This is a genomic window from Streptomyces sp. NPDC085596 (genome assembly GCF_044541565.1).
Taxonomy (GTDB): domain Bacteria; phylum Actinomycetota; class Actinomycetes; order Streptomycetales; family Streptomycetaceae; genus Streptomyces.
In genome coordinates this window covers 159,409-176,920 of record NZ_JBITTC010000009.1, presented here as the reverse complement: position 1 = coordinate 176,920, position 17,512 = coordinate 159,409, and the positions used below count along the sequence as shown (strand labels likewise).

The window sequence follows — 17,512 nt, the reverse complement described above, 5'->3', positions numbered from 1 at the left end:
TTCAGTGCCTTTTCGCGCCCGTTCAGAAGGTCTGGAGGGTCACCAGCGTGATCCGCAGCCCCTCGCCCCGGCCGTCGGTCTCGATCCGGACCCGCTGACCGGGCCGCAGCAACCGCAGCCCGCCCGCGTCGAACGCGGCCGCGTCGAAGGGCACCGGGGTGCCGTCGTCGAGCAGCACCTGCCCGCTGCGGCTCTCGGGGTCGTACGTGTAAGCGGTGGCCTGCATGTCCGCAGCCTACTGCCCGGACAAGGGCACCGGAGTGGTCCACCGGGCGCTCGCCGCCGCCGTGTACGGGCCCACGCCCAGCGTCAGCGCGGCCCGCAGGTCGTCGCCCGTGTCCACGTCCTGCCGTACCGATTCCACGCTTCCCGGCGCCAGTTCCGCGGCGCCCGAGGCGCGGTGCCGGGCCCGTGAGGCGCCGCCGAAGGCAGGGTCCAGTTCCCGGCCGGGAGCGGCCGCGAGGAATGTCGTGCCCAATGCCGCCGCGTCCGCGAGGAATGCGCGCGGGAATTCGGCGGCCGCCATGAGCACCCGCGCCAGTTCCGCCGGGCGCAGCGCGGGCAGATCGGCGTTGAGCGCGGCGACGGCCGCCTCCGGCCGGACCGCGCGCACCGCCGAGGCCCCGTGCGCCAGCGCGGCGTTCAGCCCGCCGCCCGGCTCGTCCGGCACGATCCGCGCGCCCAGCGCGGCCAGCGCCCGCCCGGCCACCGGGTCGTCCGTGACGACCGCCACATCCGCGACCTCGGGGCACTCCAGCGCGGCGGCCACCGTGTCCTGCGCGAACGCCAGCACCAGCCCCGGCCGCGCCCCTTCCGCGACGGCGCCCGCGAGCCTGCTTTTCGCCCGTGCCAAGGGCTTCAGGGGGATGACCAAGCTCCACTGCACCGGCGTACCGTCCCTCTCTGCTCGCGCTCATTGTCACCCGCTCCCACCAGGCTTCCCGAGCCGCCCCGGGGTGTGGGGGAATGCTGTGAAGGCCCGTCCGGGGGCGGTCGCCGCTGACATGCGGGCGTACGGTGTTCTCGACAGACCGGCGGCCCGGAGTCACACTTGTGCGGCCCCCGGCCGAGGTGACGGCCCTCAGAGGCCATGGAGGAAGGTGTCCGCGTGTCCCGCCGCAGAATCGGCTTCTGGTACCGCTTGGCCGCGGTGATCTGCAAACCGCCGCTGGCGGTTCTGATCAAGCGGGACTGGCGAGGAATGGAGCACATTCCGGCCGACGGCGGATTTATCACCGCGGTGAACCACAATTCCCACGTGGACCCCTTCGCGTACGCGCACTATCAGTACAACACCGGACGCGTTCCGCGATTCCTGGCGAAGAGCGGCCTTTTCAAGAAGGGATTCGTCGGCGCCGCGATGCGCGGTACCGGACAGATCCCCGTCTACCGCGAGAGCACCGACGCGCTCAGCGCTTTCCGTGCCGCGATCGAGGCGGTGGAGCGCGGCGAGTGCGTCGCCTTCTACCCCGAGGGCACCCTGACCCGCGACCCCGACGGCTGGCCCATGACCGCCAAGACCGGTGCCGCCCGCGTGGCCCTGGAGACCAGGTGCCCGGTCGTCCCGGTCGCCCAGTGGGGCTGCAACGAACTCCTGCCGCCCTACGCGAAGAAGCCCCACCTCTTCCCGCGCAAGACCCACCACGTCCTCGCCGGCCCGCCGGTGGACCTCTCCCGGTTCTACGGCAAGGAGATGACCGCCGAAGTCCTCAGGGAGGCCAGCGCGGTCATCATGGCGTCCGTCACCCGCCAGCTGGAGGAGATCCGCGGCGAGAAGGCGCCCGCCGTGCCCTACGACCCGCGCCGTGAGCGGATCGAGCAGCGCCGCCGTACCCGCGCCCAGTCCGGCAAGGGCCAGGACACCGTGCCCGCGCCCGCCGCCGAGGCCACGCCCGCCGCCGAGGCCACGTCCACCGCCACCGAAGGGGGAAGCGGCAAGTGAGCACGCCTGTCCGGGTCGCCGTCATGGGCACCGGCTCCTGGGGCACCGCGTTCGCCGTGGTCCTCGCCGACGCGGGCTGCGAGGTCACCCTGTGGGCCCGTCGCGCCGAAGTGGCCGAAGCGGTCAACTCCACGCGGACCAACCCCGGCTACCTGCCCGGCGTCGAACTCCCCGCGGGTGTGCGCGCCACCTCCGACGCCGCCGAGGCCCTGCGGGACGCCGACTTCCTCGTCCTGGCGATCCCCTCCCAGACGCTGCGCGCCAACCTCGCCGACTGGGCCCCGCTGCTCGCCCCGCACACCGTGCTCGTCTCCCTGATGAAGGGCGTCGAACTCGGCTCCGCCATGCGGATGAGCGAGGTCATCGAGGACGTCGCCAAGGTCGGCCCCGACCGCATCGCCGTGGTCACCGGGCCCAACCTGGCCCGGGAGATCGCCGCCCGGATGCCCGCCGCCGCCGTGGTCGCCTGCACCGACGAGGCGGTCGCCCGGCGGCTCCAGGCGGCCTGCCACACCCCGTACTTCCGGCCGTACACCAACACCGACGTGATCGGCTGCGAACTGGGCGGCGCGGTCAAGAACGTCATCGGGCTCGCCGTCGGCATCGCGGACGGCATGGGCCTCGGCGACAACGCCAAGGGTTCGCTCATCACGCGCGGCCTCGCCGAGACCACCCGGCTCGGCATGGCCCTGGGCGCCGACCCGCTGACCTTCTCCGGCCTCGCCGGACTCGGGGACCTGGTGGCGACCTGCTCCTCGCCGCTGTCCCGCAACCACACCTTCGGCACCAACCTCGGCAAGGGCATGACGCTCCAGGAGACCATCGCGGTCACCGAGCAGACCGCCGAGGGCGTCAAGTCCAGCGAGTCCGTGCTGGATCTGGCCCGCAGGCACGGCGTCGACATGCCGATCACCGAGACGGTCGTCGGCATCGTCCACGACGCCAAGCCGCCCGTGGTCGCCCTCAAGGAGCTGATGTCGCGCAGCGCGAAGCCCGAGCGACGCTGAGCGAAGGCGCCGGGTCGACGCTGTCCGGGGGCCCTACCAACGGGTACTCTCAACGCGATATGAGCACCGAGAACCTCCCCCAGAGCCCTGAAGCTCAGCCCCGCAAGCCGCGTGTGGCCGTCGTGTTCGGCGGCCGCTCCTCCGAACACGGGATCTCCACGGTCACCGCGGGTGCCGTCCTGGGCGCCATCGACCGGACCAAGTACGACGTCCTGCCGATCGGCATCACCCGTGACGGCCGCTGGGTGCTGACGGCCGACGAGCCGGAGCGGATGGCCATCACCGACCGCCGCACCCCGGAGGTCCTCGACGTGGCGGAGTCCACCGAGGGCGGAGTGGTGCTCCCGGTCGACCCGGCCAACCGCGAGGTCGTCTACAGCGAGCCCGGCGCGGTGCCCAAGGCGCTCGGTGAGGTCGACGTCGTCTTCCCGGTGCTGCACGGCCCCTTCGGCGAGGACGGCACCCTCCAGGGTCTGCTGGAACTGTCCGGTGTGCCCTACGTCGGCTCGGGCGTGCTCGCCTCGGCCGTCGGCCAGGACAAGGACTACATGAAGCGGGTGTTCACCTCCTTCGGGCTCAAGGTCGGCCCGTACGTGGTGATCCGGCCCCGCGAGTGGCAGCGGGACGAGTCCGCCGCCCGCAAGCGGATCGTGGACTTCGCCGGTGAGCACGGCTGGCCGCTGTTCGTGAAGCCCGCCCGCGCCGGCTCCTCCATCGGCATCACCAAGGTCGACGGCCTGGCCGGGCTTGACGAGGCGATCGCCGAGGCCCAGCGCCACGACCCGAAGATCATCGTGGAGGCCGCGCTGTCCGGCCGCGAGATCGAGTGCGGTGTCCTGGAGTTCGAGGACGGCCCGCGAGCCTCCGTACCGGCCGAGATCCCGCCGCCCAGCGCGCACGCGTACTACGACTTCGACGCCAAGTACATCGACTCCACGCCCGGTGTCGTCCCGGCCCCGCTCACCGACGAGCAGACCGCCGAGATCCAGCGGCTCGCGGTCGAGGCGTTCGAGGCGGCGTCCTGCGAGGGTCTGGTCCGCGCGGACTTCTTCCTCACCGACGACGGCGAGTTCGTCATCAACGAGATCAACACGCTGCCCGGCTTCACCCCCATCTCGATGTACCCCAAGATGTGGGAGGCGTCCGGCATCGGCTACGCGGAGCTGGTGGACCGCCTGGTCCAGGCGGCCCTGCGCCGCCCGACCGGACTTCGCTGAGCCCTCAAGTCATCACCGCATGGAGGCGATCCCCTCGGGGATCGCCTTCTTCACGGCCGGGGCCAGGTCGACCAGCACCGCCGTCGAGTCGTCCGGGCCGGACGACTCCTCGGGCAGCGTCACCTCCACGTAGGCGCGGCGGCTCGCGGTGGTGAAGCGCCAGGAGCCGTCGTCCCGCTTCTCCATCAGCCAGTCCACGCCGTCGACCCCGCCGGCGATCGCGTCGGGGTCGTGGCCCTGGGCGACCTTGGGGTCGACCATCTTCGGCGGCCGGACCACCCCGCAGCGCAGTATGATCGCCGGGCCCGACCAGCCCGCCGTGTAGGCGGAAGCGGGCCGGGGGTCGTCGCGGTGCCGGCCGTCCACCTTCTCGGGCAGCGCCTCGTCCAGACGCCGGCACAGGGGGGCGGTCCGCGCGTCGGGGCGGGGAGCCGCGACCGTGGTGCCGTCGTCCGCCGTGGAACAGCCCGCGACCGCGATCAGCAGCGCGGGCGCGAGCAGGCCGAGGGGCCGGTGACGGAAGAAGTTCACCGGCCAAGGGTAGACGGGGGCTACAGATGCACGACCGGGCAGGTCAGGGTGCGTGTGATGCCGTCCACTTGCTGGACCTTGGCAACCACCATGCGACCCAGTTCGTCGACGGTGTCGGCCTGGGCGCGCACGATGACGTCATAGGGTCCCGTCACGTCCTCGGCCTGGATCACACCAGGGATCTTGCCGATCGTCTCGGCGACGGTCGACGCCTTGCCGACCTCGGTCTGGATCAGGATGTACGCCTGTACCACGGAACCTCCAGGGCGGCCACGAGGATCATGTGGGGAAGAGGAACGCCACGGTATCGCGTCGCCGCTCTCCTGGGGGAGACCCTGGGGAACGGCGCACGCGCGCCGGGGTGCGGGCACGACGGAAGTTGACGGTCACCTCGACCGTATCGGGGACACTGATGACGCGCGACCGGGCACGGGACAGGCACAGAAGGGGCTTGAGGCCATGAAGGGCACAGTGGGTGAGCTTGGTGAGTTCGGGCTCATCCGGGAGCTGACCTCCCGTCTCACCACCACCCCGGCGGTCCGGGTCGGCCCCGGTGACGACGCCGCCGTGGTCGCCGCCCCGGACCGCCGGGTGGTGGCGAGCACCGACATCCTGCTGGAGGGCCGGCACTTCCGCCGCGACTGGTCCACGGCGTACGACGTGGGCCGCAAGGCCGCCGCCCAGAACCTGGCGGACATCGCCGCGATGGGCGCCGTGCCCACCGCGCTGCTGCTCGGCCTGGTCGTCCCGGCCGAACTCCCGGTGACCTGGCCGACCGAGCTGATGGACGGCCTGCGCGACGAATGCCAGGTCGCGGGCGCCTCCGTGGTCGGCGGGGACGTCGTGCGCGGCGACACGATCATGGTGTCGATCACCGCGCTCGGCGACCTGCGCAACCAGGAGCCGGTGACCCGCGCGGGCGCGCAGCCCGGCGATCTGGTGGCCGTCACGGGCTGGCTGGGCTGGTCCGCCGCCGGGTACGCGGTGCTGTCGCGGGGCTTCCGCTCGCCGCGCGCCTTCGTGGAGGCCCACCGCCGCCCCGAGCCGCCGTACCACGCGGGTCCGGCGGCCGCCGGGCTCGGCGCGACCGCGATGTGCGACGTCAGCGACGGACTGATCGCCGACCTCGGGCACATCGCGGAGGCCAGCAAGGTCCGGATCGACATCCGCTCCGGCGCGATCGACATCCCCACCCAGATGAACGACATCGGGCAGGCGGTCGGGGTGGACCCGATCCAGTGGGTGCTGACCGGGGGAGAGGACCACGCGATCGTGGCCACCTTCCCGCCCGACACCAAACTGCCGGCCCGCTGGAAGGTCATCGGCGAGGTCCTCAACCCCTCGGCGCTGCCCCAGGTGACCGTGGACGGGGCGCCCTGGACCGCCACGGGCGGCTGGGACCACTTCGGGGACCCGGAGTGAGGCCCGCCGGGCAGGCGCCGCCGCGCGTCCTCACGGTGGCCGGCTCGGACTCCGGCGGCGGAGCGGGCATCCAGGCCGACCTGAAGACGATGCTGGCGCTGGGCGTGCACGGGATGAGCGTGATCACCGCCGTGACCGCGCAGAACTCCCTCGGCGTGCAGGGCGCCTGGGAACTGCCGGTGGAGGCGGTGCGGGCGCAGTACCGCAGCGTGGTGGACGACATCGGCGTACAGGCCGTGAAGACCGGGATGCTGGCCTCGGCGGAACTGGTCGAGGCGGTCGCGGAGTTGATCTCCGGCACGGACGCGCCCGTGGTGGTGGACCCGGTGGGCGTCTCCAAGCACGGCGACCCCCTGCTCGCCGCCTCCGCCCTGGACTCGGTGCGCACCCGGCTGCTCCCGGTGGCGACCGTGGCCACCCCGAACCTGGACGAAGTGGCCCAACTCACAGGATTCCGGGTCACTTCGGAGGCCGATCTGCGCCCGGCGGCCGAGGCCGTACTGGCCTACGGGCCCGAGTGGGTGCTGATCAAGGGCGGTCATCTCACGGGTGAGGCCGTGGATCTGCTCACGGACGGCGACCGCGAGTTCCGGCTGCGCGCACCGCGCCACGACAACCGGCACACCCACGGCACTGGCTGCACCCTCGCCTCCGCCATCGCCTCGGAGCTGGCGAAGGGTCTCGCCGTACCGGAGGCCGTCACGGCGGCCAAGGAGTACGTCACCGGGGCGATCGCCCACGGCTTCGCACTCGGCGCCGGGATCGGGCCCGTGGACCACGGCTGGCGCTTCTGACGCTCAACGGGCAACGCGAAGAGCCGGCCCACCCGAAGGTGGACCGGCTCTTCACAGCAACCGACAGTGGCCGCGCGCTTAGCTGTGCGTCAGCGCGAGACCTTGCCGGCCTTGATGCACGAGGTGCAAGCGTTCACGCGCTTCGGCGTCCCGCCGACCACGGTACGGACGCGCTGGATGTTCGGGTTCCAGCGACGGGGCGTACGGCGGTGCGAGTGCGAGATGTTGTTGCCGAAGCCCGGCCCCTTGCCGCAGACGTCGCAGTTGGCAGCCACGGGTCACTCCAAAGACTTCAGATGCACTTACGGTGGATCCCGGCATGCCGGGATCCAGATCAGGAGATCTGAGATCTTGAGTGGCGGTGCCAGGGGGAATGGCCCGATCGGGATCGGGCAACCGGAGCAGCATACAACGACTGCTTCGGTACAACGAAACTACCATGGCGGCCCGGCACCCCGTGCCCGGCCCTCCTGCGGTGGACACCGTCCCACGGTCTACGCTGCGTCCCACGTCCAGCCACAGGGAGGCGCAGGTGGCGCAGGTGCCGCAGACATTCCTCGATGCTCTCGCGGTGCGCTCCTGGTGCGGTCTGGCGCTGCGGGCGCTGGGTCTCGCGCGCGAGGAGATCGACGCGATCAACGTCTATCCGGTCGCCGACGGGGACACCGGCACCAACCTCTATCTGACCGTGGAGTCGGCCGCTGCCGCCGTGGAGGCGGTGTTCGCCGGGTACGAGACGGGCGGCGCGGCCGGGGCGGCCCGGGGAGCCCAGGTAGCCCAGGGACCCTCTCTCGCCGACGCCCTGCGCGCGATGGCCCACGGCGCGCTGATCGGCGCCCGCGGCAACTCCGGCACGATCCTCGCCCAGCTGCTGCGCGGCATGGCCCAGGTGCTCGCCGCCCGCGAGACGGGTGACGCGCTTCACACCGACGGCAACGGCCTGCGCCTGGCCCTGCGCCGGGCCGCCGACGCCGCCCGCGAGGCCGTCGCCCACCCCGTCGAGGGCACGGTGCTGACCGTCGCCTCGGCCGCCGCCGACGCGGCCGACGGAGCCGAGGGCGACTGCGGGACGGTCGCGCTGGCCGCCTACGAGGGAGCACGGGCCGCTCTGGCCGCCACCCCGAGGCAGCTGGCCGTGCTCGGCCGCGCCGGAGTCGTGGACGCGGGCGGACGCGGCCTGGTGACGGTGCTGGCGGCACTGGTGGAGGCGCTCACGGGAGAGGCGGTGCCGGAGGAGACCTACGCCGGGTCCGCCGAGACCGACGCCCGCACCTGCGCCGAGACCCCCGAGCACGCCGGGGAGGGCGGCCCCGCCTACGAGGTGATCTACCTGCTGGAGGCCGACGACACGGCCGTGGCCCGGCTCCGGGAACGGCTCGACGCCCTCGGTGACTCCCTCGTCGTGGTGGGCGGCGACGGGCTGTGGAACGTCCATGTGCACGTCGACGACGCCGGAGCCGCCGTGGAGGCGGGCATCGAGGCCGGGCGGCCGTACCGCGTCCGGATCACCCACTTCGCCGCCGATGACGTCCACACGGGCGGGGAACGGCCGCCGCGCGAGCGGGCGCAGCGGGCCGTCGTCGCCGTGGTGCCCGGCGAGGGGCTGGCCGGGCTGTACGCCGAGGCGGGCGCCACCACCGTCCTCGCCCGCCCCGGTGAGCCGCCCGCCAGCGGGGAGCTGGCCCAGGCACTCAGGCGCGCGCACGCCCGCGAGGTCGTCCTGCTACCCAACGACGCCGAACTGCGCCACACGGCAGCGGTGGCCGCCGAGCAGGCCCGCGCCGAGGGCGTCCGGGTCGCGCTGATCCCGACCCGCTCGGCGGTCCAGGGCATCGCCGCTCTCGCCGTGCATGCGCCGGAGCGGCGCTTCGACGAGGACGTGGTCCAGATGACCTCGGCGGCGGGCGCCACCCGGTACGCCGAGGTCCTCGTCGCCGAGCGCCAGTCGTGGACGACGGCCGGGATCTGCCAGGCCGGGGACGTGCTGGGGCTGATCGACGGCGACGTGGCCGTGATCGGCCCGGATCTCACCGGCACCGCCGAGACCGTGCTCGACCGCATGCTCCAGGCGGGCGGCGAACTGGTCACCCTGGTCGTCGGCGACGAGGCCCCCGAGACGGTCGCCGACCGCCTCGAAGCCCGCGTCCGCGAGTCCTACCTCGCCGTCGACACCGTGGTCTACCGGGGCGGCCGACAGGGTTCACTGCTGCTCATCGGCGTGGAGTGAGCGGCCGGACTCAGCCGTCCCCGTCCCCGTTTCCGTCCTCGTCCAGCAGGCGGGCCGCCGCCTCACGCCGGACGCGGACGGTGTCGTCCGAGTCGTCGGCGCCCTCGTAGGCGGCGAGCACGGCACGCGCGCGTGCCCGCGCCTCGGCCGTCCGGCCCAGCCCGCTCTCCAGCGCGGCGGCGGCCAGTTCGGCGCCGGTGCGGCCGTGCAGACCGTCCGCGCCGAGCGTGGCGAACAGCGCGGCCGACCGCTCCATCTCCGCCACCGCCTCCCCGCCGGGCTCCTTTGCCACGGTGGCCAGCAGTTCGCCGAACTGGCGGTGCGTGTGCGCGAGTTCCGTGGTCAGCCGGGCCCGCTCCAGCGGGTCGTCCGCCTCCGCCAGCGCCTCCCCGCACACCTCCACCGCCCGCGCCATCAGCGCCCGCGCGCCCGGCGCCCCCGCCTCCAGCCGGGGTGCCAGCCAGGCGCGGGCCCGCAGCGCGCGCACGGTGAAGTACGGGTTGCCCAGCGCCTCCCACAGCTCGCCCGCCCGCACATAGGCGCGGTCCGCCTCCGCCGGGAGTTCTGCCTCGGCCAGGGACTCGCCGGCCAGGTGCGCCAGCGTCGCGTGGTCCTGCTGCTCCGGCCAGTGCTCGGCGATGCCGGCCGCCAGCAGCCGGTGCTCGGCCGCCGCCCGGTGCTCACCCAGCTCGCTCAGACAGTCCCCGAGCCACCAGCGGGTCTGCACCAGCGCGCCGTCCCCGTGGACCTCGGCCGACAGCTCGGCGAGCGCCGACTCCAGCACCTCGGCCGCCTCCGTCCAGCGCCCCTGGCGCAGCAGCAGCCCGCCCAGCAGATGCCGGGCCCAGGCGCCGAAGGTGCCGCTCTCGCCCGCCTCGTCCGCCCAGTGCGCGGCCTGGAGCGCGTGCCCGGCCGCCTCCTCGGTGCCGCCCCGCGCCCCGATCAGCTCGGCCAGCTGAAGGTGCAGCTGGGCCCGCCCGGCCGGCTCCAGGTACGCCCCGCCGTGCTCCAGCGCCGACCGCAGCGCCCGCTCGGCCTCGGCCGGTTCCCCGAGGTGCTGGGACAGCGCCCCCACGCGCGCCTCGTACTCCACGGCGAACCAGGGCAGCCCCGCGCCCGTGTACTCGGCCGCGGCCCGCCGGAACAGGTCGGCCGCGCGGGACAGGTCCCCGCCCAGTTCGGCCAGCTCGGCCAGCATGGCCCGCGCCTCGGCCCCGCGCGCCACCAGCCGTACGTCGTCCCCGGTACGGCCGCCGACGAACGCCAGCACCTCCCGCGCGGCCCGCTCCGCCTCCTCGGCCGGGGCACCCTCGTGGGCCCGCCGCATGAGCACACGGGCCCGGCTGATCAGTACTCCCGCCGTCTGCCGGGGACCGGTCGCCTCCTCCGCGTACAGCGCGAGCACCTCGTCGTACAGGGCGTCGACCGTCTTCAGTGCCGCGTCCGTCTCGCCGGTCAGGGCGCGTACGTACGCTCCGCGCGCGCGGGCCGCCAGCGCCTCGCCGGGGTCGTCCGCCTCCGCGTACAGGGCGGCCGCCTCCTCGAAGACGGGGATGCCGTCCGGGCCCAGGGACATCGCCTCGTTGTCGGCCAGCTCGGCACGCGCGCGTGCGTCGAGTCCGGCGCCGTCGGCGGCCCGCGCGAGGGCCGCCCACGCCTGCGGGGCGTCCGGCTGGAGTGTCTCCGAGAGCCGCCGCGCCCGCGCCAGCAGCTCGGGCACCCCCGACTCCTCGGGGCCCTCCTCGGCCACAGGGGGCGGTGCCGGGGCCGTCCGCACGCCCAGCGGCAGGCGCTCCACCAGCGGCTCCGCCGCCATGCGGGCGCGGGTCCGGTCACCGATGTACGAGGTGCCGTTGCGCTCGTCGAACCGCGCGGCCAGCTCCAGCGCCTCCGTGCGCGCGTACGCGGCCAGCTCCCGCGCCGTCCACGTCCGCCCGGTCGGACCCGGCACCTGCCGGGCGCCCTGACCGAGCCTGGTCAGCCGGTCCATCAGCAGGGCCACCACGGCCAGGAACTCCAGCAGGCTGCGCGGATGCCCCGTGTCCGTGAAGTACGCGGGCCGCTCCGCCAGCAGCTCCAGACCCCGTGCCTCGTTCCCGGTCAGCGCGCAGAACTCCACATGGTCGGCGTAGGCGTCCCGCATGCTCTCCATCGGCCGCACCAGCCTCAGCCCCCGCAGATGACGGGCGCGCGCCTCCTCCACCCGGCCCAGCCGCAGCAGCGGCGCCAGCGAGCGGGCCAGCACCCCGTGCGGCTCGTGCGCACAGGCGAACTCGCCCTCCACCACCGGCCGCCACAGCTCAAGACCCTCCGCGTCCCGGCCCGACTCCACCTGCCAGCCGCCCTGGCCGTGCAGCTCACAGGCGTGGCAGTCGGCCATGTCGTCACGGTCGGCGGCCAGCCACGCCGTATACGCCCGCTCGGCCCGCGCCCGGTCCCCGATGTGCGAGGCGATACTGAACTCGGCGGCGCGCACGGCCCGTTCGGAGTACCCGGCGACCCGGTAGCGGCGCTCCATCTCGCCGAGCCAGTTCTCCACCGACGCGAGCGGGACGTGCGGCCGGCCCAGCATGCCCGCCGTCATCCACTTGAACGTCCAGTGCAGCGCGTGCGCCTCGTACCCGTCGAAGTCCTCCGGCCGCTCGTCCCACATCCGCAGCAGCCGCGCGAACGGCACGAACACCCGGTCCTTCTCCGAGCTGTAGTTGTAGACCCGCACCTGATGGCCGAGCGCCTCGATCACCGCGAGCGGGATGTCCAGCTTCTCGGCCTCGGTGAGGAGTTCCTCCGCACGCGCGTTGCGCGCCGGACCCTCCGGCCGCTCCGAGTTCTCCGCCAGCGCCCGCCGCAGCGCCTCGAAGTCCGTGATCCCGCTCATCGCCCCTCGCCCTCCCCGAGCGTCGCCCACTGAAGCAGCCCGGCGAACGCCCGGTTCACCAACGCCGAATCGGCCGGCCGCAGCGAGCGGCGCGCCAGCAGCAGCGCCTGCCCGTACAGCGCCTCGGCCGCCGTGCCGGTCAGCTCCGGGTCGGTCAGTGAACCCACCCGCCGCACCAGCGGGTTGAGATGGTTCAGCACCAGCCGGGCGCGCGGGGCGGTACCGCGCAGCGAGCCCAGGATGCCCGCCCACAGCTCGTCCGCCCGCTCCTCCGCGTCCGCCCGAGCCTGCTCGTGCCGCGCCGACCGGTCGTCCAGATGCAGCGCGGGCACCGACACCGGATGGAAGGCCCGCAGCACCACGTCGCAGCCCAGCGGATCGAGCCGGGCGCGCGCGGCCGTCAGGAAGCCGGACAGTGCCAGCTCCGCCGCCGGGTCCACCGCGTCCAGATGCGCCGTCACCGTGTCCGCGTCCAGCTCCGCGACCACCGCGCCCGGCCGCACCGACGGCAGCGCCTCCACCAGCTCGGTGTCGTAGGTGTAACCCCCGTTGACCACCCCGACGCCCTGCGCGGCGGCGATCGGCGCGACCTGCCGGAACTCCTCGACGCTCCGGATGAAGTGCACCACCGGGTGCCGCCGCGCGAACTCCTCCAGCGACAGCTGCCCGTCACTGGTCTCGAACGGCAGCCACGGCAGCATGACCCGCAGCATCTCGCGATCGTGCCGGGCCAGCGCCCGCACCCCGAGATGGTGCACGGCCAGGAACGCCGCCAGCCGCTCCGGGTCGCCCGCCGCGAGCCCCGTCAGCCAGTCCCGCACCCGCTCGCCCAGCGCCTCGCGGACGGCGGCCAGCGTCTCGTCCTCGTACAGCGCCTCGCGCGACGCCGTCGGCCGCAGCGTGTCCGTGTCCAGCACACAGCGCACGAAGAACGCCCAGTCGGGCAGCAGCTGTTCGGCCCGCTCGGTGAGCAGCATGCCCTTCAGATGCACCCGGTGCGTGGCCCGCTGCGCCGGGCTCACCGCCGCGGGGAGTACGTACGCCACCCCGCGCACCCCGGCCAGCGGCACGTCCAGCGTGATCGAGTCCAGCGGGGTGAAGCCGAACAGCTCCCGGCAGTGCGCCTCCAGCGCCGCCCGCCGCTCCGCCGGGCTGGGCCAGGGGCGGTCCCAGGGCGCCGGGAGATCCGTGACCGGCTCGTCGTCCACCCGCACGTCGTACGGCAGCAGCGCGCCGAAGTCCCGCGCCAGCGAGCGCACCCGCGCCGGCGCCAGCCACTCGCCCGCACCCGCCCGCGCCACCAGATGCACGGTCGTGCCCGGCTCCGGCCGCGCCGAATCCGGCAGCGTGCGCACGGTGTACGAGCCGTTGTCGGCGGCCGTCCACTCCACCGGCGGCGCACCGGGTGTACGGGCGCTGCGGCTGACCACGCGGATGCGCTCGGCGACCACGAAGCAGGCCAGCAGGCCGATGCCGAACCGGCCGAGGAACCCGGAGCGGGTCTCCTCAAGGCCCTCCGCCCGCTTGGAGCTGCGGCCGATGGTCGCCAGCAGGCTGTGCACGTCCGACTCGGTGAGCCCGATGCCGCTGTCCTCCACCCGCAGCCCGCCCCGCCCGTCCGGGTACAGCCGCACCCGCGCCGGGGCGCCGGGCTCCTCGGCCCGCCGGGCGGTGACGGCGTCCACGGCGTTCTGGAGCAGCTCGCGCAGGTAGACCTTGGGGCTGGAGTACAGATGCTGGGAGAGCAGGTCCACCAGACCACGCAGGTCGACCTGGAAGGTGTGAGGCGGCTGGGAGGGCTGAGAAGCCGGGGATGACTGGGAGGTCTGGGAGTCCATCGTCACGGCGCCGGTGGGGGGAGCTTCGCGCGGCGCGGGGTCGGGCGGTTCCGTGCCGTGGGGGCGGTGACCGCGGGGGATGGCCGGAGCGCGTCATCCTAGGCCCGAAGGCCCGAGCTGACCAGGGATTTCGGGGATCTGCCCGGGATCGTGCGGAGTCACCTGTACGGCGATGTCGGTGCCGTGGTGTGCAATGGATCTCGTGCCCGCACTGCGAGAACCCCTGAAGAAGGTGCTCGGTCCCGCCACCGCGAAGGTGATGGCCGAGAACCTCGGCCTGCACACCGTCGGCGACCTCCTGCACCACTACCCCCGCAGATACGAGGAGCGTGGCCAGCTCACCCACCTCGCCGACCTCCCCATGGACGAGCACGCCACCGTGGTCGCCCAGGTCGCCGACGCCCGGCTGCACACCTTCGCCTCCTCCCGCGCCCCGCGCGGCAAGGGCCAGCGGCTCGAGGTCACCATCACCGACGGCAGCGGCCGCCTCCAGCTGGTCTTCTTCGGCAACGGCGTGCACAAGCCCCACAAGGAACTGCTGCCGGGCACCCGCGCGATGTTCTCCGGCAAGGTCTCCGTCTTCAACCATCGCCTCCAACTCGCGCACCCGGCGTACGAATTGCTGGACAAGGACGCCGAGGACGGCGACGAGGCCGTGGAGAGCTGGGCGGGCTCCCTCATCCCGATCTACCCCGCCACCGCCAAGCTGGAGTCCTGGAAGATCGGCAAGGCGGTGCAGACCGTACTGCCCAGCGTCCAGGAGGCCGTCGACCCGCTGCCCGAGTCGCTGCGCGAGGGCCGCGGCCTGGTCGAGCTGCCCGAGGCCCTGGTCAAGATCCACCGCCCCGGCACCAAGGCCGACATCGCCGACGCCCGCGCCCGCCTCAAGTGGGACGAGGCGTTCGTCCTCCAAGTGGCGCTGGCCCGCCGCCGCTACGCCGACACCCAGCTCCCCGCCGTCCCCCGCCGTCCCCTCACCGACGGCCTCCTCACCACCTTCGACGCCCGCCTCCCCTTCACCCTCACCGACGGCCAGCGCACGGTCTCCCGCGAAATCTTCGACGACCTCGCCACCGACCACCCGATGCACCGCCTGCTCCAGGGGGAAGTGGGATCGGGCAAGACACTGGTCGCGCTGCGCGCCATGCTCGCCGTCGTCGACGCCGGGGGACAGGCGGCCATGCTCGCGCCGACCGAGGTGCTCGCCCAGCAGCATCACCGGTCGATCACCGAGATGATGGGGGAGCTGGCCGAGGGGGGCATGCTGGGCGGGTCCGAGCACGGGACCAAGGTCGTGCTGCTGACCGGGTCCATGGGGGCCGCCGCCCGCCGGCAGGCCCTGCTCGACATCGTCACCGGTGAGGCGGGGATCGTCATCGGCACCCACGCCCTCATCGAGGACAAGGTCCAGTTCCACGACCTCGGCCTGGTCGTCGTGGACGAACAGCACCGCTTCGGAGTCGAGCAGCGCGACGCCCTGCGCGGCAAGGGCAAACAGCCCCCGCACCTGCTCGTCATGACGGCCACCCCGATCCCGCGCACGGTGGCGATGACGGTCTTCGGCGACCTGGAGACCTCGGTCCTGGACCAGCTCCCGGCCGGCCGCTCCCCGATCGCCACCCATGTCGTCCCGGCCGCCGACAAGCCCCACTTCCTCGCCCGCGCCTGGGAACGCGTCCGAGAGGAGGTCGAGGGCGGCCACCAGGCGTACGTCGTCTGCCCGCGCATCGGCGACGAGGACGAGAGCGCCGCCGAGAAGAAGGCCGCCGAGGGCGACAAACGCCCGCCGCTGGCCGTCCTCGACATCGCCGACCAGCTGAGCCGGGGCCCGCTCCAGGGCCTCAAGGTCGAGGTGCTGCACGGCAGGATGCACCCCGACGACAAGGACGCCGTGATGCGCCGCTTCGCCGCCGGCGAGACGGACGTACTCGTCGCCACCACCGTCATCGAGGTCGGCGTCAACGTCCCCAACGCCACCGCGATGGTCATCATGGACGCCGACCGCTTCGGCGTCTCCCAGCTCCACCAGCTGCGCGGCCGCGTCGGCCGTGGCTCGGCCCCCGGTCTCTGTCTGCTGGTCAGCGAGATGCCCGAGGCGAGCCCCGCCCGCCAGCGCCTGAACGCGGTCGCCTCCACCCTCGACGGCTTCGAGCTCTCCCGCATCGACCTCGAACAGCGCCGCGAGGGCGACGTCCTCGGCCAGGCCCAGTCCGGCGCCCGCACCAGCCTCCGCGTCCTGGAGGTCATCGAGGACGAGGAGATCATCGCCGAGGCGAGAGAGGAAGCGGCAGCGGTGGTGGCAGCGGACCCGGACCTGGAGCACCTACCGGGCCTACGCACAGCCCTGGAAGCCCTCTTGGACGAGGAAAGAGAGCAGTACCTGGAAAAGGGCTGAAGCGTCCTTCCCTGCAGGGGCGCGGGGAACTGCGCGATCAACCACGACGGCCCCGCACCCGCCAACGCACCACAAGCCCCCCACCACCTGCGAAAATAAAAGAACGCACCCGCAGAAGAAGGACCCTCACATGACCCGCGTGATCGCCGGCACGGCAGGCGGACGGCGCCTCTCGGTGCCGCCCGGCACAGGAACCCGGCCAACCTCCGACCGCGCACGCGAAGCCCTCTTCTCCACCTGGCAGTCCCTCCTCGGCACCCCCCTGAACGGCGAACGGGTCCTCGACCTCTACGCGGGCTCCGGCGCCGTCGGCCTGGAGGCCCTGTCCCGGGGCGCGGGCCACGCCCTCCTCGTCGAGGCCGACGCCCGCGCCGCGAGGACCGTCCGCGACAACGTCCGCAGCCTGGGCCTCCCCGGCGCCGAGGTCAGGACGGGCAAAGCGGAGCAAGTCATCCGTACCGCACCCCCCGCCGAGCCCTACGACCTCGTCTTCCTCGACCCCCCGTACGCCGTCTCCGACGACGATCTCCGGGAGATCCTCCTCACACTCCGTGCCGGGGGCTGGCTGACCGGCGAAGCGCTCGTCACCGTGGAGCGCAGCACCAGAGGCGGCGAATTCCACTGGCCGGAGGGGTTCGAGCCGATCCGGTCCCGCCGTTACGGCGAGGGAACGTTTTGGTACGGTCGCGCCGCCTCAACGTGCGAAGACGCACGATGACCGGACCCGAGAGCGAGGGATCTCAAGTGCGCCGCGCCGTCTGTCCTGGATCGTTCGACCCGATCACCAACGGACATCTCGACATCATCGCCCGCGCCTCCCGCCTGTACGACGAGGTGTTCGTCGCGGTGATGATCAACACCTCCAAGAAGGGCCTGTTCGACGTCGACGAGCGGATCGGCCTGATCCGCGAGGTCACCGCCGAGTACGCCAACGTGCGTGTCGAGGCCCACCACGGCCTCCTCGTCGACTTCTGCAAGCAGCGCGACATCCCCGCCATCGTCAAGGGCCTGCGCGCGGTGAGCGACTTCGACTACGAACTCCAGATGGCCCAGATGAACAACGGCCTCACCGGGGTCGAGACGCTGTTCGTGCCCACCAACCCCACCTACAGCTTCCTCTCCTCCTCCCTGGTCAAGGAGGTCGCGGCCTGGGGCGGCGACGTCTCCCATCTGGTGCCGCCGCAGGTGCTCGCGGCGCTCGGCGACCGGCTCCGGAAGGACTGAGCCCCACGGGGAGGTGACAACCCGTCACCCGGTGTCG

The 17,512-nt window shown here is 73.2% G+C and carries 15 protein-coding genes and 1 pseudogene; 9 read left to right on the top strand and 7 right to left on the bottom strand.

The genetic code is table 11. The features are described from left to right. Window positions 1–22: 22 nt before the first annotated feature. Window positions 23–226: a hypothetical protein gene (locus ACIGA3_RS25000; protein WP_388994957.1), complete on the bottom strand. Its 204-nt coding sequence runs from the start codon at window positions 224–226 to the stop codon at window positions 23–25. A gap of 9 nt (window positions 227–235) precedes the next feature. Then, entirely contained in the window at window positions 236–886 is a 651-nt protein-coding gene (cofC, locus tag ACIGA3_RS24995; protein ID WP_399719667.1) for a 2-phospho-L-lactate guanylyltransferase, read from the bottom strand. A gap of 222 nt (window positions 887–1,108) precedes the next feature. Between cofC and ACIGA3_RS24990 the strand changes: the two genes are divergently transcribed. The 3 genes from ACIGA3_RS24990 to ACIGA3_RS24980 are packed head-to-tail and all read left to right on the top strand — an operon-like array spanning window position 1,109 to window position 4,166. Then, window positions 1,109–1,942: a lysophospholipid acyltransferase family protein gene (locus ACIGA3_RS24990; RefSeq protein WP_399719664.1), complete on the top strand. Its 834-nt coding sequence runs from the start codon at window positions 1,109–1,111 to the stop codon at window positions 1,940–1,942. Continuing rightward, window positions 1,939–2,949, top strand: coding sequence for an NAD(P)H-dependent glycerol-3-phosphate dehydrogenase (locus tag ACIGA3_RS24985; protein WP_399719662.1), 1,011 nt, complete (start codon window positions 1,939–1,941; stop codon window positions 2,947–2,949). The genes ACIGA3_RS24990 and ACIGA3_RS24985 overlap by 4 nt, the downstream gene beginning before the upstream one ends. A gap of 59 nt (window positions 2,950–3,008) precedes the next feature. After that, the gene (locus ACIGA3_RS24980; protein ID WP_399719659.1) at window positions 3,009–4,166 is read left to right on the top strand and encodes a D-alanine--D-alanine ligase family protein; all 1,158 of its coding nucleotides are present in this window, start codon (window positions 3,009–3,011) and stop codon (window positions 4,164–4,166) included. Between the two features lie 12 nt (window positions 4,167–4,178). Here the strand turns inward: ACIGA3_RS24980 and ACIGA3_RS24975 are convergent, their stop codons facing one another. Together ACIGA3_RS24975 and ACIGA3_RS24970 are read right to left on the bottom strand one after the other, a co-directional pair. Beyond that, window positions 4,179–4,697, bottom strand: a complete 519-nt coding sequence (locus ACIGA3_RS24975; RefSeq protein ID WP_399719657.1) for a DUF3515 domain-containing protein — start codon at window positions 4,695–4,697, stop codon at window positions 4,179–4,181. 20 nt (window positions 4,698–4,717) lie between these two features. Next, window positions 4,718–4,951, bottom strand: a complete 234-nt coding sequence (locus tag ACIGA3_RS24970; RefSeq protein ID WP_037625030.1) for an Lrp/AsnC family transcriptional regulator — start codon at window positions 4,949–4,951, stop codon at window positions 4,718–4,720. Between the two features lie 205 nt (window positions 4,952–5,156). On the opposite strand from ACIGA3_RS24970, the gene ACIGA3_RS24965 reads away from it, so the two are divergent. Both ACIGA3_RS24965 and thiD read left to right on the top strand, forming a co-directional pair. Beyond that, complete coding sequence (locus tag ACIGA3_RS24965; RefSeq protein WP_399719654.1) at window positions 5,157–6,119, top strand: thiamine-phosphate kinase; 963 nt, start codon at window positions 5,157–5,159, stop codon at window positions 6,117–6,119. After that, window positions 6,116–6,913 (top strand): bifunctional hydroxymethylpyrimidine kinase/phosphomethylpyrimidine kinase, encoded by a 798-nt coding sequence (gene thiD / locus ACIGA3_RS24960; protein ID WP_399719652.1) that lies wholly within the window; start codon window positions 6,116–6,118, stop codon window positions 6,911–6,913. The genes ACIGA3_RS24965 and thiD overlap by 4 nt, the downstream gene beginning before the upstream one ends. Window positions 6,914–7,002: 89 nt before the next feature. Here thiD and rpmB read toward each other — a convergent pair whose 3' ends face one another. After that, window positions 7,003–7,188 carry a 50S ribosomal protein L28 gene (gene rpmB, locus ACIGA3_RS24955; protein ID WP_004924906.1) on the bottom strand — a complete coding sequence of 62 codons (186 nt, stop codon included), beginning with the start codon at window positions 7,186–7,188 and terminating at the stop codon, window positions 7,003–7,005. 257 nt (window positions 7,189–7,445) lie between these two features. Between rpmB and ACIGA3_RS24950 the strand changes: the two genes are divergently transcribed. After that, complete coding sequence (locus tag ACIGA3_RS24950; RefSeq protein ID WP_399719649.1) at window positions 7,446–9,140, top strand: DAK2 domain-containing protein; 1,695 nt, start codon at window positions 7,446–7,448, stop codon at window positions 9,138–9,140. 10 nt (window positions 9,141–9,150) lie between these two features. Here ACIGA3_RS24950 and ACIGA3_RS24945 read toward each other — a convergent pair whose 3' ends face one another. Together ACIGA3_RS24945 and ACIGA3_RS24940 are read right to left on the bottom strand one after the other, a co-directional pair. Next, window positions 9,151–12,018: a tetratricopeptide repeat protein gene (locus ACIGA3_RS24945; RefSeq protein ID WP_399719646.1), complete on the bottom strand. Its 2,868-nt coding sequence runs from the start codon at window positions 12,016–12,018 to the stop codon at window positions 9,151–9,153. Further along, window positions 12,015–13,856 (bottom strand): HSP90 family protein, encoded by a 1,842-nt coding sequence (locus ACIGA3_RS24940; protein ID WP_399719912.1) that lies wholly within the window; start codon window positions 13,854–13,856, stop codon window positions 12,015–12,017. The genes ACIGA3_RS24945 and ACIGA3_RS24940 overlap by 4 nt, the downstream gene beginning before the upstream one ends. 193 nt (window positions 13,857–14,049) lie before the next feature. Between ACIGA3_RS24940 and recG the strand changes: the two genes are divergently transcribed. From recG to coaD, 3 genes and pseudogenes are all read left to right on the top strand, one after another. Continuing rightward, complete coding sequence (gene recG, locus ACIGA3_RS24935) at window positions 14,050–16,251, top strand: ATP-dependent DNA helicase RecG (protein ID WP_399719643.1); 2,202 nt, start codon at window positions 14,050–14,052, stop codon at window positions 16,249–16,251. Window positions 16,252–16,375: 124 nt separating this feature from the next. Continuing rightward, window positions 16,376–16,969, top strand: a pseudogene (gene rsmD / locus ACIGA3_RS24930) (16S rRNA (guanine(966)-N(2))-methyltransferase RsmD); the annotation flags it as partial. A gap of 26 nt (window positions 16,970–16,995) precedes the next feature. After that, a complete protein-coding gene (gene coaD / locus ACIGA3_RS24925; protein WP_399719910.1) occupies window positions 16,996–17,475 on the top strand; it encodes a pantetheine-phosphate adenylyltransferase in 480 nt (159 codons plus the stop codon). Window positions 17,476–17,512: the final 37 nt, after the last annotated feature.

Excerpts from the sequence above, each read along its gene's own strand:
- recG (WP_399719643.1), top strand. The coding sequence starts at position 14,050 with ATGGATCTCGTGCCCGCACTGCGAGAACCCCTGAAGAAGGTGCTCGGT.
- ACIGA3_RS24965 (WP_399719654.1), top strand. The coding sequence starts at position 5,157 with ATGAAGGGCACAGTGGGTGAGCTTGGTGAGTTCGGGCTCATCCGGGAG.
- ACIGA3_RS24980 (WP_399719659.1), top strand. The coding sequence starts at position 3,009 with ATGAGCACCGAGAACCTCCCCCAGAGCCCTGAAGCTCAGCCCCGCAAG.
- ACIGA3_RS24945 (WP_399719646.1), bottom strand. The coding sequence starts at position 12,018 with ATGAGCGGGATCACGGACTTCGAGGCGCTGCGGCGGGCGCTGGCGGAG.
- ACIGA3_RS25000 (WP_388994957.1), bottom strand. The coding sequence starts at position 226 with ATGCAGGCCACCGCTTACACGTACGACCCCGAGAGCCGCAGCGGGCAG.
- ACIGA3_RS24940 (WP_399719912.1), bottom strand. The coding sequence starts at position 13,856 with ATGGACTCCCAGACCTCCCAGTCATCCCCGGCTTCTCAGCCCTCCCAG.